This is a genomic window from Achromobacter xylosoxidans A8 (assembly GCF_000165835.1).
In the GTDB taxonomy this organism is placed as follows: domain Bacteria; phylum Pseudomonadota; class Gammaproteobacteria; order Burkholderiales; family Burkholderiaceae_B; genus Achromobacter; species Achromobacter xylosoxidans_B.
The window spans coordinates 1,403,261-1,426,353 of the sequence record NC_014640.1 but is presented as its reverse complement, the minus strand read 5'-3'; the positions used below and the strand labels follow the sequence as shown (position 1 = coordinate 1,426,353).

24 protein-coding genes and 1 riboswitch are annotated in these 23,093 nt (G+C 64.6%); of the genes, 9 read left to right on the top strand and 15 right to left on the bottom strand.

Annotated features, from left to right (window positions below):
• Positions 1–128: 128 nt before the first annotated feature.
• The gene (locus AXYL_RS06725) at positions 129–1,514 is read right to left on the bottom strand and encodes a PLP-dependent aminotransferase family protein (protein ID WP_013392040.1); all 1,386 of its coding nucleotides are present in this window, start codon (positions 1,512–1,514) and stop codon (positions 129–131) included.
• Positions 1,515–1,632: 118 nt separating this feature from the next.
• On the opposite strand from AXYL_RS06725, the gene AXYL_RS06720 reads away from it, so the two are divergent.
• Positions 1,633–2,493: a DMT family transporter gene (locus AXYL_RS06720; RefSeq protein WP_013392039.1), complete on the top strand. Its 861-nt coding sequence runs from the start codon at positions 1,633–1,635 to the stop codon at positions 2,491–2,493.
• A gap of 50 nt (positions 2,494–2,543) precedes the next feature.
• Here the strand turns inward: AXYL_RS06720 and AXYL_RS06715 are convergent, their stop codons facing one another.
• The 4 genes from AXYL_RS06715 to AXYL_RS06700 all read right to left on the bottom strand — a co-directional run bounded on the left by AXYL_RS06715 (position 2,544) and on the right by AXYL_RS06700 (position 5,825).
• Complete coding sequence (locus AXYL_RS06715; protein WP_013392038.1) at positions 2,544–2,972, bottom strand: SRPBCC family protein; 429 nt, start codon at positions 2,970–2,972, stop codon at positions 2,544–2,546.
• A gap of 103 nt (positions 2,973–3,075) precedes the next feature.
• Entirely contained in the window at positions 3,076–4,017 is a 942-nt protein-coding gene (locus tag AXYL_RS06710; RefSeq protein WP_013392037.1) for a sensor domain-containing diguanylate cyclase, read from the bottom strand.
• Positions 4,018–4,180: 163 nt separating this feature from the next.
• On the bottom strand, positions 4,181–5,053 hold the full coding sequence (locus tag AXYL_RS06705; protein WP_041655116.1) for an alpha/beta fold hydrolase: 873 nt from the start codon (positions 5,051–5,053) through the stop codon (positions 4,181–4,183).
• 190 nt (positions 5,054–5,243) lie between these two features.
• Complete coding sequence (locus AXYL_RS06700) at positions 5,244–5,825, bottom strand: CGNR zinc finger domain-containing protein (protein WP_013392035.1); 582 nt, start codon at positions 5,823–5,825, stop codon at positions 5,244–5,246.
• A 186-nt stretch (positions 5,826–6,011) separates the two neighbouring features.
• Between AXYL_RS06700 and rpiB the strand changes: the two genes are divergently transcribed.
• The 4 genes from rpiB to AXYL_RS06680 all read left to right on the top strand — a co-directional run bounded on the left by rpiB (position 6,012) and on the right by AXYL_RS06680 (position 9,129).
• On the top strand, positions 6,012–6,440 hold the full coding sequence (gene rpiB / locus AXYL_RS06695) for a ribose 5-phosphate isomerase B (protein WP_013392034.1): 429 nt from the start codon (positions 6,012–6,014) through the stop codon (positions 6,438–6,440).
• A gap of 27 nt (positions 6,441–6,467) precedes the next feature.
• Complete coding sequence (locus AXYL_RS06690; protein WP_013392033.1) at positions 6,468–7,343, top strand: leucine-rich repeat domain-containing protein; 876 nt, start codon at positions 6,468–6,470, stop codon at positions 7,341–7,343.
• 14 nt (positions 7,344–7,357) lie between these two features.
• Positions 7,358–7,837, top strand: coding sequence for a hypothetical protein (locus AXYL_RS06685; RefSeq protein ID WP_041655113.1), 480 nt, complete (start codon positions 7,358–7,360; stop codon positions 7,835–7,837).
• 71 nt (positions 7,838–7,908) lie between these two features.
• Complete coding sequence (locus AXYL_RS06680; protein ID WP_013392031.1) at positions 7,909–9,129, top strand: hypothetical protein; 1,221 nt, start codon at positions 7,909–7,911, stop codon at positions 9,127–9,129.
• Between the two features lie 56 nt (positions 9,130–9,185).
• Here AXYL_RS06680 and AXYL_RS06675 read toward each other — a convergent pair whose 3' ends face one another.
• Positions 9,186–9,548, bottom strand: a complete 363-nt coding sequence (locus tag AXYL_RS06675; protein ID WP_148260586.1) for a hypothetical protein — start codon at positions 9,546–9,548, stop codon at positions 9,186–9,188.
• 278 nt (positions 9,549–9,826) lie between these two features.
• On the opposite strand from AXYL_RS06675, the gene AXYL_RS06670 reads away from it, so the two are divergent.
• Positions 9,827–10,165: a hypothetical protein gene (locus AXYL_RS06670; protein WP_148260585.1), complete on the top strand. Its 339-nt coding sequence runs from the start codon at positions 9,827–9,829 to the stop codon at positions 10,163–10,165.
• Positions 10,166–10,186: 21 nt separating this feature from the next.
• Here the strand turns inward: AXYL_RS06670 and AXYL_RS06665 are convergent, their stop codons facing one another.
• From AXYL_RS06665 to AXYL_RS06655, 3 genes are read right to left on the bottom strand one after another with little or no spacing between them, the layout of a single operon-like run.
• A complete protein-coding gene (locus AXYL_RS06665; RefSeq protein WP_013392028.1) occupies positions 10,187–11,710 on the bottom strand; it encodes a M81 family metallopeptidase in 1,524 nt (507 codons plus the stop codon).
• 18 nt (positions 11,711–11,728) lie between these two features.
• Entirely contained in the window at positions 11,729–13,048 is a 1,320-nt protein-coding gene (locus tag AXYL_RS06660) for an MFS transporter (RefSeq protein WP_013392027.1), read from the bottom strand.
• Positions 13,049–13,087: 39 nt separating this feature from the next.
• Positions 13,088–14,401 carry a D-serine ammonia-lyase gene (locus AXYL_RS06655; RefSeq protein ID WP_041652589.1) on the bottom strand — a complete coding sequence of 438 codons (1,314 nt, stop codon included), beginning with the start codon at positions 14,399–14,401 and terminating at the stop codon, positions 13,088–13,090.
• A 94-nt stretch (positions 14,402–14,495) separates the two neighbouring features.
• On the opposite strand from AXYL_RS06655, the gene AXYL_RS06650 reads away from it, so the two are divergent.
• Complete coding sequence (locus AXYL_RS06650) at positions 14,496–15,446, top strand: LysR substrate-binding domain-containing protein (protein WP_013392025.1); 951 nt, start codon at positions 14,496–14,498, stop codon at positions 15,444–15,446.
• Between the two features lie 8 nt (positions 15,447–15,454).
• Here AXYL_RS06650 and AXYL_RS06645 read toward each other — a convergent pair whose 3' ends face one another.
• From AXYL_RS06645 to AXYL_RS06625, 5 genes are read right to left on the bottom strand one after another with little or no spacing between them, the layout of a single operon-like run.
• On the bottom strand, positions 15,455–17,593 hold the full coding sequence (locus AXYL_RS06645; protein WP_013392024.1) for a TonB-dependent receptor family protein: 2,139 nt from the start codon (positions 17,591–17,593) through the stop codon (positions 15,455–15,457).
• Between the two features lie 34 nt (positions 17,594–17,627).
• Positions 17,628–18,071, bottom strand: a complete 444-nt coding sequence (locus AXYL_RS06640) for a CopD family copper resistance protein (RefSeq protein WP_013392023.1) — start codon at positions 18,069–18,071, stop codon at positions 17,628–17,630.
• Positions 18,072–18,117: 46 nt separating this feature from the next.
• Positions 18,118–18,837: an ABC transporter ATP-binding protein gene (locus AXYL_RS06635; RefSeq protein ID WP_013392022.1), complete on the bottom strand. Its 720-nt coding sequence runs from the start codon at positions 18,835–18,837 to the stop codon at positions 18,118–18,120.
• The gene (locus tag AXYL_RS06630) at positions 18,830–19,624 is read right to left on the bottom strand and encodes an ABC transporter permease (protein WP_013392021.1); all 795 of its coding nucleotides are present in this window, start codon (positions 19,622–19,624) and stop codon (positions 18,830–18,832) included. Before AXYL_RS06630 ends, AXYL_RS06635 begins: the two co-directional genes overlap by 8 nt.
• Before the next feature lie 7 nt (positions 19,625–19,631).
• A complete protein-coding gene (locus AXYL_RS06625) occupies positions 19,632–20,636 on the bottom strand; it encodes an ABC transporter substrate-binding protein (protein ID WP_041652582.1) in 1,005 nt (334 codons plus the stop codon).
• A gap of 61 nt (positions 20,637–20,697) precedes the next feature.
• Between AXYL_RS06625 and AXYL_RS06620 the strand changes: the two genes are divergently transcribed.
• Both AXYL_RS06620 and AXYL_RS34025 read left to right on the top strand, forming a co-directional pair.
• Positions 20,698–21,417 (top strand): Crp/Fnr family transcriptional regulator, encoded by a 720-nt coding sequence (locus AXYL_RS06620; protein ID WP_013392019.1) that lies wholly within the window; start codon positions 20,698–20,700, stop codon positions 21,415–21,417.
• 61 nt (positions 21,418–21,478) lie between these two features.
• On the top strand, positions 21,479–22,258 hold the full coding sequence (locus AXYL_RS34025) for a DUF1971 domain-containing protein (protein WP_013392018.1): 780 nt from the start codon (positions 21,479–21,481) through the stop codon (positions 22,256–22,258).
• Between the two features lie 54 nt (positions 22,259–22,312).
• Here AXYL_RS34025 and mntP read toward each other — a convergent pair whose 3' ends face one another.
• Entirely contained in the window at positions 22,313–22,885 is a 573-nt protein-coding gene (mntP, locus tag AXYL_RS06610) for a manganese efflux pump MntP (protein ID WP_041655105.1), read from the bottom strand.
• Positions 22,886–22,892: 7 nt separating this feature from the next.
• Positions 22,893–23,067, bottom strand: a riboswitch (yybP-ykoY riboswitch).
• Positions 23,068–23,093: the final 26 nt, after the last annotated feature.

Sequence of the window (23,093 nt, the reverse complement as noted above, 5' to 3'; positions counted from 1 at the left end):
AATAGCCTCTCGAACTGGGGTGGATAGTTGCTATGCCAGTTGAGAAAGCAAAAGGTATCAGGGGGCAGGAAAAGATTTTTTGGAATGCAGACTGGCTGCGGTTTGCCGCAACCAGCATCGCACCATGATCAAGCGGCGCTCAAGGCCTTCGCCAGCACCGTGAATACCCGCTCGTCCGTGGATTGCGCAACGTTGAACCGCAGAAAGTCCCCGGCAGCCAGGGATTGGCTGAACGCGTTGCCAGGCGCCACCACCACGCCCTCCTTGAGGCATGACCGGGCGACGGTGGCGGCATCCTTGCCCTCCGGCAAACGGCACCACAGGAACATCCCCGCGCGGGGCGTCAGCCAGGGCTTGATGCCCAGCTTCTGAAGCCTGGAGGCGGTCTTTTCCATCTGTTGTGCCAGGCGCAGCCGGGTGGCCTCCATGTGCCTGCGGTAGCCGCTGCCCGTCAGCGTCCGGAAAACGATGTCGGCCGCCAGCCGGCTGCCGCCAAAGGTCGTGGCGACTTTCAGGTCGGTCAGGCTTTCCACCCAGTCGGACCTCAGCGCGATGTATCCACAGCGCACCGACGCCGACACCGTCTTCGAAAAGCTGCCGATGTGTATGACCCGGGACAGCCCGTCGAACGCCGCCAGGCGCGGCGCAGGCGTGTTCTCGAAGTCGGCGAAGATGTCGTCCTCGACGATCACCAGCTCCGAATCGTCCGCCAGCTTCAACAGACGATGCGCGACCAAGGGCGACAACGTTGCCCCCGTCGGATTGTGTATGCCGGAATTCGTGATGTAGAGCCGCGGAGAATGCTCGCGCAGCGCCACTTCAAACGCCCGGACGTCCGGACCGTTCGGCGTATAGGGCACCCCCACCGCCTTGACGCGATGCGCCTTCAACAGCGCATGGAAATTGAAATAGCAAGGATCGTCCACCAGCACCGTGTCTCCCGGTTCCAGCAGAAAGCGCAGGATCAGGTCGATCGACTGGGTTCCGGAATCGGTCAGCATGATCTGCTCCGGCCCGGCCTCTATCCCCATGCCCGCCATCCGCCGCGCCAGCAGTTGCCTCAAGGGCGCGTGGCCCAAGGGCGTCCCATACTCGGTCAGTTCCGCGGCTTCGGCCCGCGCCATGCCGCGCATGGCGCGCCGCAGCCCTTCCTCGTACATCCAGCTGACCGGCAGCCACCCGCAGCCCGGCCGCAGGCTGTCCGCATCCGCCGCCAGCGACTGGCGCGATACCCAGAGCGGATCGACTTCCCGGTCCAGCTTCGGCCCCATCTCGGTCAGCGCCAACGGCGCCACGGGCCCGGCCACATAGAACCCCGATCCGGGACGCGACAGCAGCACACCCTCGGCCGCCAGCCGCTCGTAGGCTTCCACCACCGTGGACACCGACACATCCAGCGCCTTGGCCTGCACTCTCACTGAGGGCAGGCGAGCGCCAGGCAAAGCCGTGCGCGCCGCAATCCGCCCCTGGATCTCGCCCATGACCTGCTTGATGAGAGTACCGTCGCGCGCCATGAAATTCTCCACCGTACTGGCTTTCAATACATAACAGTTTCTAAAAATTGTACTGGATTGTGCGTGGACTCGTCGCAGTCGCCGTGCTGTACTGACGCCCGGTATCAAGGAGCTTCAGATGGACAAGGCCACCAGCGGCTGGGTAAACGGTTTTATCGGTGTAGTGATCTTCGCGGGCTCCCTGCCCGCCACCCGGGTCGCCGTGGCGGACCTGGATCCCATCTTCCTGACCTGCGCGCGGGCCGCCATCGCCGGTCTGCTCGGTCTGGCGCTCCTGATGCTGCTGCGCCAACCCCGGCCCTCTCTGTCCGACACCCCCTCCCTGGCGCTGACCGCATTGGGCGTGGTCGTCGGCTTCCCCCTGCTGACGGCCCTGGCTCTGCAGCACGTCACCTCGGCCCATTCCATCGTCTTCCTGGGCCTGCTGCCGCTCAGCACCGCCATCTTCGCGGTGATACGCGGCGGCGAACGCCCGCGCCCGCCGTTCTGGATGTTCTCCATCGTCGGAGCCGCCTGTGTTGCAGGCTATACCGCCTGGGGCGGCCTGGAGGCCTCGCCCACGGGCGATCTGCTCATGCTCGCCGCCATCATCGTCTGCGGCCTGGGCTACGCCGAAGGCGCCAAGCTATCCCGCAAGCTGGGCGGCTGGCAGGTCATCAGCTGGGCGCTGGCGCTGTCCCTGCCCGTCATGCTGCCCATCGCGCTGCTGACCATGCCCGCTTCGTTCGAACACGTCAGCACGCCTGCGTGGATAGGCTTCGCCTATGTGTCGCTGTTCAGCATGCTTATCGGGTTCGTGTTCTGGTATCGCGGACTGGCGCAGGGCGGAATTGCAGCCGTGGGACAGCTGCAACTGTTCCAACCGTTCATGGGCCTGGGCTTGGCGGCGCTGCTACTGCATGAGAATGTCAGCTGGACGATGCTGGTCGTGACGCTGGCGGCGGTGGTTTGCGTGGCGGGTGCAAAGCGGTACGCGTAGGGCTGGCGGATAAGTGTGAAGCTGACGCCATATCCCTGACTGACCCATGGTTAGTGACGAGGCGCTTGGCGTTGCTCAGCGTATGCTTTAAGTGATTGCATGGTTTGAGGAAGCCCCTCCCGAATCTGCTTGGCAACACGTGGCCCGAAAATAACAGCAAGGGCGCCAGAGAACCATACGCGGTGAGCGACTTCCGAGCCGCCATCCACCGGCGAAACGGTGTGCTCGAAGTGCATGCGGAACAGAGGGATGTAGCCCTCTACGGTGAACGATCGGCCCTCTGATCGCTCTGTGACAACCATGGGCACGCCCATGCCCTTGCGGGGAACTATCCGGCCCCTTGTTCCAACTACGAATGGCCCGTTCAATTGGGCTTGCTTGGTGTCCGGGTCCCAAAGGTGCCATCGGTCGACTTCGCTCCAAATATGGTCGATGACCATGGGAGGCACTGCGATTTGGATACGTTCTTCGATATGCATGAACGGGCTGATTCCTCGGCAGGATAACGGTGTCAGACTACAATTTCGCAGCGTCTGGGCAGGCAAATTGTAGCCGGGCACCTATTTCCTACACACGGACGGGTCATAGATCCACGTGCTCAATGCGGTTTCGCCCGTTGTTCTTGGCCGCGTACAGTTGCTGATCAACGGCCTTGACGAAACCAGCACGGTCTGTCTTCCCGTCTGGCACCACCGTGCCTGCTCCGATGCTGACGGTAACGCGCCTGCCATGCGGTGACAGCGCGTGCACGATAGCCTTCTTCTGAAGCAACCGCTGGCAACGGTCAGCAACCTTCCGCGCGACTTCGGCATCGGCTTCGGGCAGCAGCACGACAAACTCTTCCCCGCCGTATCGCGCAACCAGATCGCGCGGGCCGTCCAGCGCAAGGTTCAAGGTCTGCGCGATATCCACCAGGCACTGGTCGCCCTGGGTGTGGCCATACAAATCGTTGTACTGCTTGAAAAAGTCAACGTCGAGCAACAATACGGACAGGGGTTTTCGTTCGCTGTCCGCGCGCGCCCATTCCAGTTCGAAACCACTGTCGAAGCGACGCCGGTTGGCAATATTCGTCAAGCCGTCCTTGAAGGACAGCGCCTCCAACTCCTTTTGCAAGGTCAGCAGCTTTTCCTCGGTCTTCTTGCGTTCGGTGATGTCGAACATGAAGCCAATCAGCGCTTGAACTTCGCCTCTGTCATCGCGCATGACGTGCACGACGTCGCGGATCCACACATAGCCATTGTCCTTGGTCAAGGCCCGGTAGTCTGCCTCATGGTCGACGCCGGCCTGGGATTGGCTGACGCAAAAATTCACCACGGAATCGCGGTCGTCCGGGTGCATACGCATGGCCCAGTCCTCCACGCTCACCCAGCTTGCTACGGTCCAGCCCAGCAACGCCTCGATCTGCGGACCGATATAGGCGAACTTCTTCGTGGCCCAATCGATCTTCCAGGGAATCGCCTTGGTCGACTCCAGCAAGGTCCTGTACACCGCGTTGCCATCAAGAAGCGTGCTTTCGTCGGACATACTCAATCCACCCTTGATCCACATGAACCAGCCACTTTAGCCTGAACCCGTCAGCGACTCTAGACGATGCTGATATGACTCCGGCTGCGGTGGTTTATGTGGTGGGAGCCAAGAGATGCGCCGAATGACAAGGCCGCACTCGACGCGCCCCTATCGAAACCCATCAAGGCGCCAGCACCTCGATGATCCGGCGCCCGATATACGCCGCATGCGTCTCAAGCGCAAAGTGCCCGGTATCCAGCAACTCAACCTGCGCGTCCGGATTGTCCCGCTTGTACGCCTCGGCCCCAGGCGGAATGAAGAATGGATCGTTGCGGCCCCAGATGGCCAGCGTCGGGATTTTCGCCGCGCGGAAGAAGGCCTGGAAATCCGGATACCGCTTCAGGTTATTGGCATAGTCCAGAAATAGATCGAGCTGGATGTCCTTGTTACCCGGCCGCTCAAGCAGCGCGGCATCGAGCGTGTAGCTTTCCGGCGCCACGTCGTCCGGATTGGCGACGCCATGCACGTATTGCCATTTGGTCCCCTCGAAGTTCAGCACGGCATCCGCGATAACCTGCCGGTTGGCCGCGGTCGGCTCCGCCCAGTAGGCACGGACTGGCGCCCAGGCATCGCCCAGGCCTTCGAGATAAGCGTTGCCATTCTGCGAGACCAGGCCGGTCACCCGCTCTGGGTGGGCAAGCGCCAGGCGCAGCCCGACGGGCGCGCCATAGTCGAAGACGAACATCGCATAGCGCTTCAGGCCCAGCGCATCGACGAAAGCGCCGAGCGATACGGCCAGGTCGTCGAACGTGTACCGGTACCGGCGCTCCTCGGGAACTTCCGTGAAGCCAAAGCCGGGCAGATCCGGGGCAATCACGTGAAAGCGCGTGGCCAGAAGCGGGATCAGGTTGCGGAATTGATGAGAGGAACTGGGGAACCCATGCAGAAGCAGCAGCACGGGCGCATTGGGATCGCCTGCTGCACGATAGAAAAAATTCAGGCCATCGGCTTGCACGCGACGCGTTTGGATCTGGCTTTCAGGGGTACTGGACATGACGATCTCCGTGGTCAGGGACTGGATCAACGGCCGGATTCCTACAGGCCTTTTACGCCATTTTTTCTCGTTTTAAGTAACCTGTCAATTTAAGTTTTAACGGTTACTCAAATAGAGAGGGACTATTGCCAGGAGAGGTTCATCCAAAAAAAATCCGGCCAAGCGGCCGGATGGGTGAGCAAGCAAGCGCTCACGAAGCCGCGTCCTGGGCTTCCCTTTGGCGAAAGGCCGCCACCTTGTGCCGATTGCCGCAAAGCGACATGCTGCACCACCTGCGACGATGCGATCGCGTGCGATCGTAGAACCAGAGGGAACAGAGCGGGCTTTCGCATTTGCGCACCAGCTCGAAGTCGCCGTGCACGAGCAACTCCGCGGCGGCCTCCGCGGCGGGAAGCAGCCATTGATCGGGGGTGGCCGCGTCATAGCGGCGTGCCAAGCTGGGCGCGCCCGCCACAACGGTAAGCTCGAGATGACTGCCGCCGGCTGCGAGCGCCTGGTTGAGCGCACTTAGCTTGAGCGGCAACCCTGCCTTTCGTTGGGCTACCAAAGCGCGCACGGTCTCGCGCAATGTTCGCGCGGAATCGAGCAGGCCCTTGGGCGCCTTGCGCTGGGCCGGCGCAAAGCCCGCGGCGTCCAGCCACGCCCGCACATCGTCGTCCGATTGCAGGCGGTCCCGAGGGCCATCGTCGGATTGCTCGATGGTGTTGATCAGATCCAGCGCCACGTCATCGCCGAGCAGGCGGAAGTCGGGCTTGAGCGTAGTGGCAGTCATGAGATTCTCCACCCACAATGTAACCACTTAATTTTCATCTATCAAGTTACGAAGAGGCTACTCCGGGACAACTATGCTGTGCGGCTTGTTGGCAAACTACAATTCCGCTCGACAGTTTTCACTGCGACGCCATTTCTCCGATCCGTCCCAAGCCTCGCGCCGACCATTCCGCATAAGTGAAATAGCATGCAAATCGCCATTGCCTCCGACCACGCCGGATTCGAACTCAAGGAAATACTGAAGAAGGCCTTCGAGAATGTAGAGTGGCTAGACCTCGGAACCCACAGCGCAGACTCGGTTGACTACCCCGCTTTTGGTTTTGCAATGGGACAAGCCATCACGGACGGCCGAGTCCAAAAAGGCGTCGTGATTTGCGGCTCGGGCATAGGCATTTCGATTGCCGTCAATCGTTTCCCTGCCGCAAGAGCCGCCTTGTGCACAAACGCCACCATGGCTCGCTTGAGCCGCCAACACAACGACGCGAACGTATTGGCGCTTGGAAGCAGAATCATAGGAATCGAGGTCGCGCGCGAATGTGTCAGCGCTTTCCTGGACACTCCCTTTGACGGATCGCGCCATCAGCGTCGAATCGACATGTTGAGCGCAGCAAGCTGACCTCCCAACGGCCTGTCGGCAAGCCACATGTCCTTCGTCCCGTTTTCGGCCCCCCTCCCCGCCCGCGCCCAGATCTGGCGCTTCATGCACAGCCGCCAGCGCTCGCAATTCGCAGGCTCGGATGAACGCATTGTGTTTTACGATGCCCCGCCGGACGAAGCCACCCTGGCCAAGATCGAAGACGCGCATCTATGGGCGCCTCATGGCGACCCGCTGCACGAGTTGCCCGAGCTCATCGCCCGGCTGCCGTCGCTGCTCCATCTGTCCGTCGGTCCCGGCGCCGTCCCAGGCAGCGTTCTTACCGGATTGCGCGCCGACATGCTCCCAGACAGCCTGCGCCATCTTTCCATCCATCCCGAACCCGGCACGTACACCTGGCAGGCCGGCCCGCTGCCCAGGCTGGAAGCGCTGACGGTGGGCGCCACACTGCGGTTCGATCCGGAAGACTTCCCGGCATTGATGTCGCTGTCCATGGTCCCAGACCGGCGCGGCGCGCTGCTGGACCGCGTCTTGAGCCTGCCGCTCCAGGAGCTGAATCTGTGGAACGTGCCGTTCGATTCGTCGGTGTTCGATCGCATCGCGGGGCTGCCGCTTTTAGCGTTAGGGCTGCTGGCGGGTCGCGGATTGAAGACCCTGTCCGGTATCGAGCAACTCGCCGGATTGCGCTCCTTGCGGTTGAAGAACCAGGGTGCGCTGGAGACGATAGGTCCGATTGCCGCACTTGCAGGCTTGGAGCAGCTGGATATTCAGTACTGCAAGCGGATTGCGGACATCGGCGTGCTGGAAGAGCTGACCCGCTTGCAGGAGCTGACGCTGGTCGGCTGCGGCGATGTGGGCTTGGGCGAGTTGGCGCAAACCTTGAATGGGCGCTTGCGGCGCGCCAACATCGCGGCGACGCGATAGCAATGGCGGGCCTGATGAGCATCCTGCACAGACGTTTCCTGGACTTCCTTGCCGCGCGCGGCTGGACCGTATTGCCTTCCGAGTCTGTCTCCGCTCCCATGGCTGCGCCGGCTGGCAGCACTGAACACGCGCTGTTCCTGTCTTTGTACACACAGCTGAGCAGCGCGGACGACACGCGCTGGTTCCTGAGCGCGGCCGACTATGCCGGAACCACCGACAGCGCCTTCGGGCAAGACGCCTTTCGCCAGATGAGCCTGGAGGCCGCCCTCGGCGATGCCGACCGGCAAGAGATCGACGTTTTCTGGGCGCGCCATGTGCCAATCTTCATGAGCGTGGGCGACGATTACGAGTTTCTCGCGATCGACCGGATCTCGGGCCGGATCGTACATGGAGTCGAACCGGAGTTCGAGGCGGTCAGCGAGGTGGCCAGCAGTCTTGATGACCTGTTTGAACAGATGCTTGCGGACGGCGAGGCGGCTGCACTGCTGGGCTGACAGTTCCGGTATATTCAGCCGACTCCCTCCCTTGGTTCCCAGGCCCCTCGATGCTTCGCTCACCGTTTCGTATGCACCGTAACTGCCGCGCCGTGCTTGCGCTTGCCGTCCTGTCCCTTTCGGCCACCCAGGCCGCCGCCACGCCCCGCACCGTCTACGCCGGAACACTGCAAGGCGCTGGCGACATCGTGCTGGAGCTGGACACCGACGCGGCGGCCAATGGCGAATTGACCGGCCGCTACTTCTACGCAAAACGCGGCGTGGACATCCCTCTGCAAGGCAAAAGCGAGGAACTCTTCGAGCCCAAGCCCCTCCAAGGAGGCACGTCGGCTTCCAAGCCAGCGGATCAAGCCGCAAGCTGGCAAGGCACGCGCGACGCCGACGGCTACCGCGGTCTCTGGACCGACGTCCACACCGGCAAGCAACGCCGCTTCGACCTGAAGCAGGTCGCCCAATACGACACGACGCAACTGGAGAAGGACCGAAAGCAGGCCCGCGCCAGTCAGTTCAATCTTGGCGATGTCGATGTCCAGGCAGGCATCAATGCCGTTCGCGCGCCGTACGAAACGCTGAAGCTGGCGGGACACGCCCAGCCCGTTGGCAAGGAAATCGGCCACGGCGTAGTGGCCTATCGCATGTGGCGCGACCCGCGCACCAAGTTCACGTATCCCCGGCTGACGCGCCATCCCGACGCGCAGGTCCTGCAACGCACCAACTATCTGCTGGAACAGCGCCATTGGCAGAAGAGCCTGGGCGCGCTGGACTGCATGGCGTCGGCCTACACCAGCGGCAATCCCGGCGCTGGCACGCTGGGCGGCTTCGATGAGGAAGCGGTGAACGTCACCTGGCTGTCCGCCGCGCTGATGACGGTGACCGAGTCGGGCAGCCTGGACTGCGGCGGAGCGCATCCCTACAACCATTTCGAGCCCTATACCTTCGATCTGCTGCGCGGCGAGTACCTGGACTGGAATCGCGTGTTCGACGCCTATGTGCCGGGCAAGCGCAGCTTTGGCGGGGAAAAGAGTGCTGCCCTGCTCGGGCTGGTGCAACAGGCCGTCAAGGCGGGAACGGAGGCCCCACAGTCCGAGGACCATCCCAATCTGGAAGACTGCGCGGACCTCTGGCCCGACTATCTGGCGCTGGGAGTCCAGGCGCCCGGTGCGCTGAGCCTGTCCGTGTCCGGAGTCGGACACTCGGCGGGCGCTTGCCTGGGCACGCACGCCAGCCTGCCGTTCAAGGCCTTGGCGCCTTATCTGAAGCCGGGCGGACAGGCGTATCTGGTTTCCGACTGAATGGGACGGAGGCTGGTGCGCTTGCCCAGCCTCGGATCAAACACGGCTGGACCGCCCTACTTGCGCTGCGCGAAGTACGCCTGATACCACTTCTGCGTCCTGTAGTCCCCCACGCCACGCGCGAGAGGGCACATCTCGTCTGGGTCCTCATCCGGTCCCAGCCGTGTTCCAACCAGCGTCCAGGTTCGCCTGTCCCGATTGACATATATCTCGGCCTTCCAACCCGCCGTCTGCACGTATTCGCCCGACGGCAATTCCTTTTGTAGCGCCTTCAGCGATTCAGGCAAGGCGTAGCTGCAGAGAGGCTCCCTCTCCAGTCCGTACTCGTCCAGGTTGGGCTTCCCGGGAGAAGCGCCGAAAGCTGGCACGGCGAGCGCCGCGGCCATAAGGGACGTGATGAGTCGGCAACAGGTATTCATGGGCGGACGTCCGGATATCAGTCGGGCGGCAAAGAGAGGGCACTACTACCGTGCCGCGAGCCCCCCGCCGGCCTGAACCATCGTATGCATGCCAGCGCCACACGCGCAAGCCCGCGCTCTCCCTTGGCCGACAGTCAAAGCCAACAGTTCAATCCTTTGGATTCATCCCTAAGGATTCTTGACCACCGGCGCGCCCGGTGGCAAGAATCACACGACGATTGCAACGCCAGGAGTGCATAGCGATGCCGATACCACTCTGCAGATCCGCCGCGTTCGCCATGACGCTCAGCACTCTTGTCGCCGGGAACTCCGCCCTTGCCGCTGAATGGGAACGCGAACGCGATGAGATCGGCTTCTACAAGGAACCGGTGTGCGACTATGGCTTTCGCGTCAAGAGCGCTCTCGTCAATATCGCAAAGCAAGTGCCGACGGGTCTCACAGCAACAAATGCCCAATGGGAGATGGAGGTCTTCAACAATCCCGAATCGAAGAGCTGGACGCTGGTTGGCAAGAGCAGGGCCGGCGATGCCAACCCCTCGAAGCTTTGCCGGATAAGCAGCGGCCAGCAATCGCCATACGAAGAGCAGCCATGGTTCAAGAAGTACTTCGGCAGGTAATTTCGGCTTCGTGCAGAGCCGCTACGCGCTGGAATACGGCGCGTAGCCGGCAATGTCCGCCAGCGGCCAGTATTCGCCTGCCAACCGCTCCCGCGGAAACGAGGTGATGTCGGCAGTGCTCAGGCCCACGCTATCCACAGAAATGATCTGCGTCGCAAGCCGGCGATAGCCCGCGCGGAAATGGTTGGCGCCCTTGATGGCGATCAGCTTGTACGCAGTCACGTCGACACCATGCAAAAAGAATGGCTCTTCGTCGTAGATCTGTTCGGCACGCGAGGCGACGATCACGTCCACGCCCTGGATGACCAGGCGGCACATGGCGCCCAGGTCAAACTTCACGCCTTCGAACATCGAGCCCGCGCGATTGACGAAGCGGCCGTCGGTGATAGCCTTTACATAGGCATGCACGCGCAGCGGCTGTCCTTGGAAGCGGCCCTGCTTGGCGCCCAATGACACGCTGATGGTCGCGCCGACGCCGGCCTGGCGGGCTTGCTCGACCACGGACGCATCGTTGATGGACGCGAAGCAGCAGGTGCCGGGCGTGGGTTTGGCGTCCAGGATGGCGCGCAACAGATAGGTGCCGTCGCCAGGCGTGCCGCCGCCTGGGTTGTCCGCATACTCGTTGACGACGACGGGACCGCGTCCGGCGGCCAGCGCCATGGCGACGCCCTGCTCCGGGCTTGGAAACGATGGCCGGAACGCCTCCCGGTGCTCCCAGATCCATTGCGCGACTTCGTCCGCGCAGCGCTCGGCCAGTTCCTGGTCGCCCGCCGTGGTGCAGACCACGGCCGGGCACGGCGCGGCGATATCCGCAAGGGGAAAGCCGTGGAACCACGAACAGTCGATGACGCCCGGTAGCGCGGCCAGCCTGGCGCAGACGGCGTTGACCTCGGCCGGAATAAAGCCTTCCTGCGTCGTGACGATGTAGGGCAGCATGGGCAGGCGGCGCATGACGGTTACCGGCTTCAGCCGGCCGCCGATGATATCGAGCAGCAGCCCCACCGCTTCGACCGCCCGGTCGTGAAAGTCGGTATGCGGATACAGTTTGCAGGGCAAGGTCAGGTCGCACGCCTGCCGCATGGCCTCGGTCATGTTGCCATGCAGGTCGTAGACGGCGGCGATGGGCACATCGGCGCCGACCAGTCGGCGGACCGCCAGGCACAGGTCGCCCTCGATATCCTCGATGCCGTCGGCAACGCCGGCGCCGTGCAGCGCCAGCAGCACGCCGTCCACCGGCAAGACGGCGTGGATGCCGTCCAGGATCCTGCGTTTCATCTCGGCATAGGCCTGGGCCTCGATCGTGCCCGAGGGCGTGGCCTGGCCGACGAAGGTGTAGACCAGCTCGGCGCCGGTCTGCCTGGCGCCTTCGATGAAGCCGCCGACCTGGTGATTCGATTTGTCGAAGGCTTGCAGTATCTCGTCCTTGCCGTATTGCTCAAACGCGCGCAATGGCGTCTGGCCGGCGAACTCGGCGGCATAGGTGTTGGTTTCATGGATCAGGCCGGCGACGGCGAGTCGCGGCGCAGTGGCTTGAGTGCGTGCCATGGTATGTGTGCCTTGCCTTCAGCGATTGACTTTCTTGGGGTCGAAGCTCAGCGCGATCAGGGCGCTGACCAGGAGCGAGCCGGCGATGATGTAGATGGCGGGCGCGGTGCTGTGATAGATATCGCGGATCCAGCCTATCAGGTAGGGACTGACGAAACCGCCCAGATTGGCCAGGCTGTTGATGATGCCGATCGAGGCGGCCGCGGTGGCGCCGCCCAGGAAGGCGGTGGGCAGCGTCCACATGATCGGCGAGAAGCTGATGATCCCGGCGGCGGCCACAGAAAGCGAGATGACGGCCAGCGTCAAGTTGGTGCCCGCGGATACGCTGGCGACCAGTCCCGCCGCGCCCAGGACCAGGATGAAGACCAGGTGCCAGCGGCGTTCGCGGCGCAGGTCCGAGCTGCGCCCGACCAGGATCATGGCCACCATGGCGACCAGATAGGGAATCGCGCTCAGCAGGCCGATGCGCAGGCCGCCTTCGGCGCCGGCGTCCTTGATCAAGGTGGGCAGATAGAAGCCCAGGGTGTATAGCGCCATCATTGCCGGAAAGGTCATGGCAACGATTTTCCAGATGCGCGCGTCGCGCAGCGCCTGCAACAGCGGCATGTGCTCGCGGCCCGCGTTGTCGGCGGCGATGTCGTGTTCGATCAGCTTGCGCTGTTCCGGCGTGAGCCACGCGGCATCCTGGACGCGGTTGGTCAGGATCAGCAGCACCCCGATGGCCAGCGGAATGGTGGGCAAGGCTTCCAGCACGAACAGCCATTGCCAGCCGGGGTGCCCGCCGACCAGATGGAATCGCTCCATGATCCAGCCCGACAGCGGGTTGCCGATGAGGCCGGCCACCGGAATGCCGGCCTGGAAAATGGCCGTCATCTTGGCGCGGCGGCGATTGGGAAACCAGTAGGTCAGGTAGAGGATCACGCCGGGGTAGAAACCGGCTTCGGCCACGCCCAGCAGAAAGCGCACCGTATAGAACTGCCAGGGCGCGGTGACGAAGGCCATGATGCCGGACAGGATGCCCCAGGAAATCATGATCCGCGCGATCCAGAGGCGCGCGCCCACGCGGTGCATGATCAGGTTGCTGGGCACTTCGAACAACATGTAGCCTATGAAGAACAATCCCGCGCCCAGGCCATAGGCGGCCTCGCTGAACTGCAGATCGGCCAGCATGTTCAGCTTGGCGATGCCGATGTTGATGCGGTCCAGGTACGCGACCACGTAGCAGAGCATCAGAAAGGGTATGAACCGCAGCGCGACCTTTCTGTAGGTCGCGTCTTCAAAGGCTTGCTGGTCCGGGCGCGCGGCGCGGCCGGCGTGGATGGTTGCACTTCCGCTCACAGGTTTTCTCCTCGGTATTTGGTTTTTGTGTGCTGCGGCTCAGGCCGCGCGACGCTGGCTCAGCAGCCTGGCGTGGTTCTGGAAGCCGCGCAGCGCTTCAGGCGGCACCAGCGATCCGCCGGTGGCCCAGATCACGTGCGTGGCTCCAGACATGTCGATGCCTTGGGCATAGGCCCGTCCAGCGGCGGAGCCGTCGAGCCAGCCTGGTCCTGAAACCGCGGCGGCGGCCGACGGTTCGACCTCGACGCCCAGGGTGTCCTTGAGCGCAAGCAGGTTCAGGTAGAGTTCGTCATCCGACACGGTGAAGACGCCGCCGAGCTGGGGCCGCATCAGCGAAGCCACCAATTCCGATGCCTGGCCGACAGCCAGGCCGTCGGCTTCGGTGCGGTTGTCCAGGCCGATGTCGTACACCGACACGGGGCCGTCCGCTTCCGACGCAAGCTGCACCAGAAAGCAAGGCGACGCGACAGGCTCGGCAAAGAAGCAATGCACGTGAGACCCGAGCAAAGCCTTCAGGCCATGACTGATGCCGCCGGGCGCGCCGCCCACGCCGCAGGGGATGTATACGAACAGCGGGTGTTCGGCGTCGACCTCGCGGCCCGCTTCGGCCAATTGTCTGGCCAATCCGCGAGCCGCGGCGGCATAGCCGAAGAACAGCAGCTCGGATTGTTCGTCGTCGACGAAATGGCTGCGCGGCGCGGCCAATGCCTGCGCCCGCCCTGCCGCGACCGCCTCGGCGTAGTCGCCAGCGTGTTCCACCACGCGCACGCCGCGCTTGCGCAGCCGATCTTTCTTCCATTCCTTCGCATCGGCGGACATGTGGACCACGGCATCGAATCCCAGCGCGGCCGCCATGACGCCGATGCTCATGCCCAGGTTGCCGGTGCTGCCCACGGTCACGGCATACTGGCTGAACACCGCGCGGGCCTGCGGCGTCGCCAGGACGCGCCGGTCCGTCGCCGCGTCCTTGAGCAAGCCATGCTCCAGCGCAATGGATTCGGCAATGGCCAATACCTCGTGAAAACCGCCACGCGCCTTGATCGATCCGGCGACAGGCAGCTCGTCATCACGCTTGAGATACCAGCTGCCCGACGCGGCAGCGCCGCCCAGCGCCTGTTGCAGCGGCTGGGCGGACATCAGCCGGGACTCGATCTGCCCGCCTGATGCGGCCAGCTCGGGAAACAGCGCGGCCAGCAGCGGCGCGCAACGCGCCAGGCGGCTTTCCGCCTCGTCGATCAGGTCCAGCGATGGCGCCGATGCGGGCAACGGCCCGCCCCTTGCGGGGTTGAGCCATAGCAAAGGCGTTCTTGATTGAAGATTTTCTAATAGCTGGGGATCGAAATCGGCGGTCATCGTGGACTTGCGGGTTGATGGTTCGGCGCAAATCGTAGATTCCGCAGGCGTGCAAGAATAGCGATCATTTCTAATTCAGCCATTAGCTTGACTTATGCCTGCCCATTTCGACTCCACGCTGCTGGGCGCCCTGCGCTGCTTTGACATGGCCGGCCGCCATCTCAGCTTCACCCGGGCGGCGGCGGCCATGAATCTCACGCAAAGCGCGGTGAGCCAGCAGATCCGTCAGTTGGAAGACCGCCTGGGCTACCTGCTGTTCGTGCGCCAGCAGCGCGGGCTGAAGTTCACGTCCAAGGGCGAAACGCTATTCGCGACGGTCAGCCGCGCGCTTGCCGATATCCAGCAGGAAATCGAGCGGCTGGGCCTGCCGGCGTCCGCGCTGCAGGTCAATTGCCTGCCGTCCTTCGCGCTGCAATGGTTGATGCCGCGCCTGACGGAATTTCATCGATTGCAGCCGGATGTGTCGGTGCGGCTGAAGGCGGAGTTCCAGCCGCTGGACCGCAAGCTGATGGAGGAGGAAGACATAGACATCGCCATCCGCTATGACCCGGCGCACTACAGCCATGTGCAAGCGGATGCCTTGCTGGACGAGTATCTGCTGGTGGTCGCGACGCCCGAGTACCTGGCCGCGCACCCGGCGTTTCGCGCCGGCAAGTCCATCGATGGCGTCGAGTTCCTGCACGACGCCTCGCCTTGGGTCGGGGCTGCGGAGTTCATCGAGTGGCGCACCTGGATGCAGGCGCACCGGCCCGGATGGATCCGCCACCTGGAGGGCCCTCAGTTCAACCTGGCCAGCCTGGCCATCGGCGCCGCGCTGAATCATCAGGGCGTGGCTATCGGGCGCAGCGCAATGGTCTACGACGAGATCCGCAGCGGACGGCTGGTCGACGTGTTCGGCAAGCACGCGCACGCGCCGGCGCGCTATGTGCTGCTGTCGCGCCGGCCTGAAGAGCGGCGCACCCGGATCTTTTCCGACTGGCTCAAATCCGAGTGCCGCAACTTCGACGACCAGCGCTCGGCGCTGATCGGGTGCGCCCGCGGGTAGCTCTCCGCTCAGAAGCGATACGCCACGCCTGCGCTGAACGACCTGCCGTTGCCGGGCAGGAAGATCGGCATCGCGGGCGTCGCCGTATTGCGGATGGCGTAGCTGCTGGCATAGGTCTTGTCCGTCAGATTGTCGGCCTGCACGTACCCGCTCCAGTGCGCATCGTGCTCGTAGGCGACCTTGAAGCCCAACAGCGCGTAGGCGTTCTGCTGCGTGCCCGGCGCATTGGCGTGATTGGTTTCGGTGTCGCTCATCAACCAGCGCAGATTGGGACCGAAGCGCCAGCCGCCCAGACGGTACATCACCTCCGCGCTGAGCAGGTGACGCGGCACGCCGGCGATGCGGTTGCCCTGGTACTCGCCACTGCGGAAGCGGAAGTCGCTGAAGGTGTAGGCGATGCGGTAATCGAACAGGCCTTCGCCCGGCGCGGGCAAACTGCCGTTGATGCCGGCTTCGATGCCCTGGTGGCGGGTGCGGCCGGCGTAGTTGTAAGTGCCTGCCGGCGTGCCGTTGGCGTTGGTGACGGACATGAGTTCGTCTTCGACGTTGCTGCGGTACAGGGACACGGTCCAGTTCAGGTCGCGGCCAGCGACGAGGACCGTGCCGTCTCCGCCGATTTCATAGGTCAGCGCGCGCTGCAGGTCGAGCTTGCTCATGGACGTGACCGCGGTGGCCGGGTTCATGGGCGCGGGCACTTCGCCATTGACGATTTCCCAGAAGGTGGGAGCTTCGTTGCTGCGGCTGATGTTGGCGTACCAGCGCTGGGCGGCGGCAGGCTGCCAGATAATGCCCAGGCGCGGCGTGGCGTAGTTCCAGTCCTGATCCAGGGTCTTGCCGCTGTTGCGTTCGCGCGCGTCGCGCACGGCCTGGGTGTACTTGAGGTCGCCGATCAGGCTCAACTGTTCGGTCACATGCCAATCCAGGCCAACCAGCGCGCTGCGGTTCTCGGCCTTGAGGTCATAGGCGCCGAAGCGTTGCAGACGGCGGCCGTCGGCGGGTCGTATGGCGTAGAAGTCGCGGTCCATGTCGCTGCGCTGCCAATCGAGCGCGACGCGGTAATCCACGCTGCCGGCCTTGCCGGCCAATTGCCAAACCAGGCCGTAGGTATCGCCGTCCGTGACGTTGGCGACCTGGGGATTGGTGAAGTCATCGTTGGTGCGTTGCCAATAGATGCCCGCGGTCTGGTTGAGCGCGTCCGTGCCCCAATAGCTGCGGTTGGCGATGCGGAACTGGCTGGTGTCGCGGTGCGGATCGCGCTTGTACACATTGTTGGCCAGGTCCAGCGGCGTAGTGCCGTCGCCCAGCACGCTGCGCGGATCCTGAAGCATGCGGGCCTTGGGCACGGGTTGGGGAATATCGAACTTGAGGTCCGTGTAGGACAGGTAGGTGCGGTTTTCAAAGGTGCCGCGGCGAAAGCCCAGGTTGCCCTGGAAGCTTGAGCGCTCGGACGAAGAATGGTGGCGGTAGCCGTCGGACTTGTCATAGCCGAAACTGAAGCGGCCATCCATGCGCTCGCCTTCAAAGCCCTTGGATAGCGTGAGATTGCGGGTGCCGAAGCTGCCGGTTCCCAGGCGGATGACGTCGCTCTGGGTGCCGGTGAGAGACTGGAAATCGACCTCCCCGCCCAGCGTGGTCGCGCCCGGCGACAGCGCGTTGGCGCCGCGCCGCACCGTGACCAGGGCGGCGTTGCGCGGTTCCAGCAGGCTGATGATGAAGGAACCGTCGGCATCGTTGAGCGGCAGGCTGTCCTGCATCAACAGGATGCCGCGACTCAAGGGATTGCTCTGGATGCCCGAACCGCGGATGTTCAGGCGCGGCTGATCCAGCCCGCCGAAGAATTCCTGCACGATGACGCCGGGCTGATAGTCCAGCGCGTCGCGCAGGGTAATCAGGCGTACCTCCTGCTGCGGCTGGGCCAGATTGGTGCCGCCGGGCACGGTCTGCAGTTCGGCCTCGGCCTGCTGCGGACCGGGGTCGAGGGCGCGCGTCAGGGATTGTCCCGATACAACCACAGGCGCCAGCGAGGGGACGACTTGGTTGGCCGGGGCCACGCGGAGCTGGCCGGCTTCCTGGCCAAGGGCGGTGGACAGGCCGAGGGCGCTGAGAGTGAGGCTGGACGCCAGTTGGCGCAGGACGGGGGACGTCATGGGAGTACTTCCGCGTAGAGCTGAATGGGCTGGGTTACCAGGACAGATGGAACATGGCTTTGGCCAGCAAGACGATGCCGGCCATGTGACAGAAGACGCTGAGGTGCACGCGCCGGCGCAGCGCGCTGTGCAGACGCTGGCGCCGCGCCAGCGTCATGGCCGTGACCACATGGACCAGCACGCTGGCGGCGAGCGCGATCTTGATCGACAACAGCAGGCCGAAGGGCGAACTACCGGGGCTGGCAAGCGCGCCGCGGTACTGCCAGGCCATGCCCAGGCCAGCCAGGTACAGCACGGCTACCGCCCAGGGCACCACGGCGCGCACGCGCGGGCCAAGCTGGCCGCCCAGCGCGCGGCGCACGTCGGCAGGCAGGCGCTTTTGCACCGGTTCCAGAAACAGCACCTCGAAGGTCACGGTGCCCACGAAGACGAAGGCGGCGCACAGGTGCAAGACGAGCAGAAAAGGATAGGTATTCATGGAGAGTCCGCTATCGAAAAACAGGAAATCGGGTTGGACGCATGCTTCAGGGCTGCCCGCCCGCCGCCAGCAGCAGCTCGCGCAAGCGTTCCGCGTCGGTGTTGGGAATGCCGCCCGGCGCGCCATTGCCGGAAGACTCCAGCGGACTCTCCAAAGCGATGGGCGTGACGTTCCCCCGATGCACCATGACGCAACGGTCGACCAGCCCCAGCAGTTCCCCTGGGTCGTGGCTGATGCACAGCAAGGCCGCGCCGCTGCGGGCCAGTTCCTCGCCGCAGCAAGCGGCGAGCTGGCGGCGCAACGCCGGGTCCAGCGCGCTGAAGGGCTCGTCCAGCATCAGCAGGTCTGGGGTCAGCGCCAGGGCGCGGGCCAGCGCGACGCGCTGCGCCATGCCGCCGGACAGCTCGCCCGGCCAGGACTGCATGGCGGCGTCCAGCCCCACCCGAGCCAGCCATTGCGCGGCCAGGGCGCGAGCCTGGCGCGGCGCGTGTCCGGCCCCGCGCAGCGGCAAGGCGACGTTGTCCAGCGCGTGCCGCCACGGCAACAGGCGCGGTTCCTGGAACATCAGCAGGGGATGGCGAAAGCCATTGCGCAAGGTTCCGCCGCTGGGCCGGACCAGGCCGGCCGCCAGGCGCAGCAGGCTGCTCTTGCCGGCGCCGCTGGGGCCGATCAGCCCCAACCGTTCGCCGGGGCGCAGGCGCAGGTTCACGTCCTGCAGCACGGTCTGCGCGCCGTAGCGCAGCGACAGCGATTGCATCTCAAGCATGGCTAGGCTCCATCCAGCGGCCCAACCGGCGCTGCAAGGGTTGCAGGAAGGCGAATTCCAGCAAGGCCACCAGGCCCAGGATCAGCAGGACCCAGGCGAACAGTTCAGCGGTGTCGAAGGTGCTGCGGGCGTTGGCCAGCGCATAGCCCACGCCATTCTCCGCGCCCAGCACTTCGGCCATCACCACCAGCCGCACGCCGCCGCAGGCAGCGATCAGCAGAGCCGCCAGCAGCGGCGCGCTGAGCGCCGGCAGATACAGATGGCGCAGGCGCAGCCAGGGGCCATAACGGTAGACGTGGGTCATCTCGATCAGCTTGCGGTCCACGTGCAGCATGCCCTTGACCGTATTGACGTACATGCCGGGCGCCATCATCAGCGTCGTAATGAAGATCACCATGGGCGACCCCAGGCCGAACCACAGCATGGCCAGCACCACGACCACCACCGGCGGCATGGCCATCAGCAGCCAGCGCAGCGGTTCAATCAAACCGCGCAAGCGCGCGCTATGTCCGGCCAGCACGCCCAGCGCGAAGCCGATGGACGCACCCGCCAGCACTCCTATGCCGATGCGTATCAGGCTGACGCCTGCGTTGGCGAAGAACTGTGGGCTGCGCACCAGCGGAACGACAGCGCGCAGCGCTTCCCATGGCGTGGCCATGAGCAGCGGACCGAGCTGCCGTGCAGCCACGTGCCAGGCGAGTAAAAGCAGCAGCACGCCGGCCGCGCTCCAAGCGCGCGAGGTCCGCGCAGATGCACCGGCGGCGGGACCTTTGGAATAGGTTGTCATCGGACCCTCATGGTCCGTAGAAGCCAACGGGTGGCAGGCCACCCCCGATGGCTTGCGGAAAACGGCCGGCCAGCAGGCGGTACAGTGCCTCCAGTTCGGGGCGCGCGTCGCGGGCGCTGCGGCTCTGCAGGCGCGTGCCGCGAATGGCGGTCTCGATCGCCGCCAGGGGCAGATGCGGCAGATGCTCGCGCACCAGCGCGGCGCAGTCGGCGGGATGCTCGACGCACCAGCGCGCGGAGGCCGCGTAGGCCTGGTCCACGGCGCGGCATAAAGCCGCATCGCCCGCCACGCGGGCCGCCGCCATGACGCCGGCCTGCGGCAGCGTGGGCTGCGCGGGAAAGGCGGCGCTCCAAGCCTGTTCCAGGCTTTGGCCGCGATGCAGCGCCGGCGCCCCTGCGGTCTGTTCAGCCCGCCACAACAGCAGCGAGGCCATGGGCTCGACCAGCAGCGCCTGCCCTGCCTGGCCATTGAGCATCAGCGCGATGGCGTCCTGTCCATCGCGGGTACGGCGCAAGGCGACCGGCGCCAGGCCGCGCGCGGCATGCGCTTCCAGCAGAGTATCCAGCAGTACGGCCGGCAGATCGCGTTGAAACGGCGCCACCAGTTCGCGGCCGGCCAGATCGTCGAAGGTCCGCACGGCCGGATCGCGGCTGACCAGCCACAGAATGCCCCATACGGAGATATTCAACAGGCGCACAGGCATGCCGCGGTTGTGCAGCAAGGCCGGCAGCGTGCTGGGAGCGGCGCTGAAGTCCAGCTCGCCGTTCACCAGCAGCGTGCGCAGTTGATCCGGCGTCTGCCACAGGCGGAAACGTAGCTGCCCGGCGTGATCCGCCAGCGCGCCGGTGGCCGCCATGTGCATCAGGGGATAGCTGACCACGGCGCCGGGGCCTGCCAGCGTCAGGACGGTGCGGCGATCCGGCAATGCCGCACGCAGGGTTCCCGTCGCGGGCAAAAGCGCAGTTCCCAGGGCAGCCGCGCAGAAGCGGCGGCGCATGTGCAAGTCGTTCATTGAGTTTCAAATAAGAATTGTTATCGTTTAAGATTCTCCCATTCACACTGAAAGACCCAGAATGACAAATATCAATCTGGCCGGCGCGGCCGTAGTGGCATTGCTGGCAAGACATCCGCTGCTGCACGGCCTGCCCCCAGGCATGGACCAGGAAGTCGCGGCCGACCTGCTGCGCGGCGCCAGTCCGCTGCGGGCCGAGGCAGGGCAGATCCTGTTTGGCGAAGGCGACGAAGCCTCCAGCTACGTGCTGATAGAAAGCGGCCAGGCCGAGGTCATGCGCTACAGCTACAACGGCGACGAACGCGTATTCCGGGTCTTCGAGCCGGGCCAGTTGATGGCGGAAGCGGCCATGTTCATGCCTCACGGCCGCTACCCCATGCAGGCTCGCGCCCGCAGCGCCCTGCTGGGTTGGCGCCTGGGCCGGCGACAGTTGCACGATGCTTGCCGCCGCTGGCCGGATCTGGCGCTCAAGCTGCTGGCCGCGCTCAGCAAGAGCCTGTACGACCAGGTGAACAAGGTCGACTGGATGACTTCCAGCTCGGCGCCCGAGCGGCTGGCCAACTACCTCATGGGCCTGCATGAGCGCCAGGGCGCCGCGCTGACGCTGCCGCTGAACCAACGCCAGCTTGCCGCTCACCTGGGCATCCGCGCCGAAACCTTGAGCCGCCTGCTCAACGACTGGCAGACGCAGGGCTACATCAGCGGCAAGCGCCGCCAATGGGCAGTGCATGACTCAGCGCCTCTGGCCAGGCTGGCGACGACGGCGAAGCGGCCGTTCTAACGGTTGGCCGGGCTGGGCCGGCGCCGCGCAGTGGCCTGTGATGATTCCAGCCGCGGCGCCAATGACTTTCGTCATCGGCGCCGCGGCGGTGCGCGTCGGACAATGCGGGCAGATCCTCTCCCCTGCTCCCATGTCCGAATCCGTTCCTCCCCCTGCGCCTGTTCCGGCTGCCCCCCCGATCACCGAAGCAGACATCCGGCAACTGGTGCACCGCTTCTATGCGCAAGTGCGCCGGGACCAAACGCTGGGTCCGATATTCAATTCCCGCGTGGCGGACTGGGACCACCACCTGGACCTGTTGTGCGATTTCTGGTCGGCGCTGCTGCTGGGCACGCGCCGCTTCAAGGGCGCGCCTATTCCCGCGCATGCGCGCATCCCGGATCTTTCATGGCCTCTGTTCCAGCGCTGGCTGGCCCTGTTCCATGGAGTCACCGGCGGGCTCGGCCGGCCGGCCTTGCAAGCCCAGGCCGACGCCATGGCCGAACGCATCGCGGCCAAGCTGTGGAGCGTGTGGCAGCAGCGCCAAGATCTGCCGAGCCTGCCCGACTCGCTGCCTGAAGGCGTGCGGCCCTACCGCGACAGTCCGGTGTTCACGCCCGACAACCTGCCGGCCGGCTTGCGCACCGCGCACACGACCAAGGCCGGCACGTGGGGCTTGTTGAAGGTGCACGCCGGCGTGCTGCGCTATACGCTGGATGATCCGCCGCACGCCGTAGCGGTGCTGACGGCCGGGCAGCAAGTGCTGATAGAGCCGCAGGTGCGGCACCATGTGGCGTTCGAACTACCGGGCAGCTTTCAGATCACGTTCTGCCGAGCGGACGGCCCGGAAGACGCCGCCTGACCGGAATCGCAGAGGCGGCGCCACCGCGCCGCACTCTTCCGGGCTCCCTTTTCTTCAGGCGGCTGCGGCGCTCAAATGTTCATAGAGAATCGCCGCCCCTATCCCCATCAGCGCCATCCCGCCCAGGATCTCGGCCCGCTTGCCCGCGACGCTGCCCAGCACGCGTCCCAGCATCACGCCTATCGTCACCATCAGGGTAGTGGCCAGTCCGATGGCAATGGCTGCGACCACGATGTTCACGTCGACGAATGCCAGCCCCACGCCCACGGCCATGGCGTCGATGCTGGTGGCGAAGCCGGTTGCGGCAAGCAGCCAGAAAGAATGGCGGGTGACGGGTTCGGCATCTTCGTCCTCTTGCTTGAGGCCGTTGCGTATCATCAGCAAGCCCAGAATACAGAGCATCGCGAAGGCGATCCAATGGTCCCAGGCAACCACATACCTGGCCGCAACGGAGCCCAGCGCCCAGCCTATCACTGGCGTGATGGCTTCGATCACACCGAAGATCAGCCCGGTGCGCAGGGCTTCCGGAAATCGGGGTTTATGCAGCGCGGCGCCTTTGCTGATGGCCGCGGCGAAGGCGTCCGTGGACATGGCGAACGCGAGAACGATGATGGCGATGGCATTCATTTGAGGAAAGATCCAACTGGGCGGAAACGGCACGGATCCTCCGCGCCGCCCAGCGTCGCGCGAAAAATCCGTGGTCTCGCCAAGCGTGAATGCCGCTTGCGCCATGGCCGGAGTAGCCAAGAATGTTGACGCAAGCCCCCGCGGAACTGGCCGCGGGGAGGCTACTCCCCAAAGAGTAAAGGCAGTCTAGCAGAGCCTGCCGACCGGT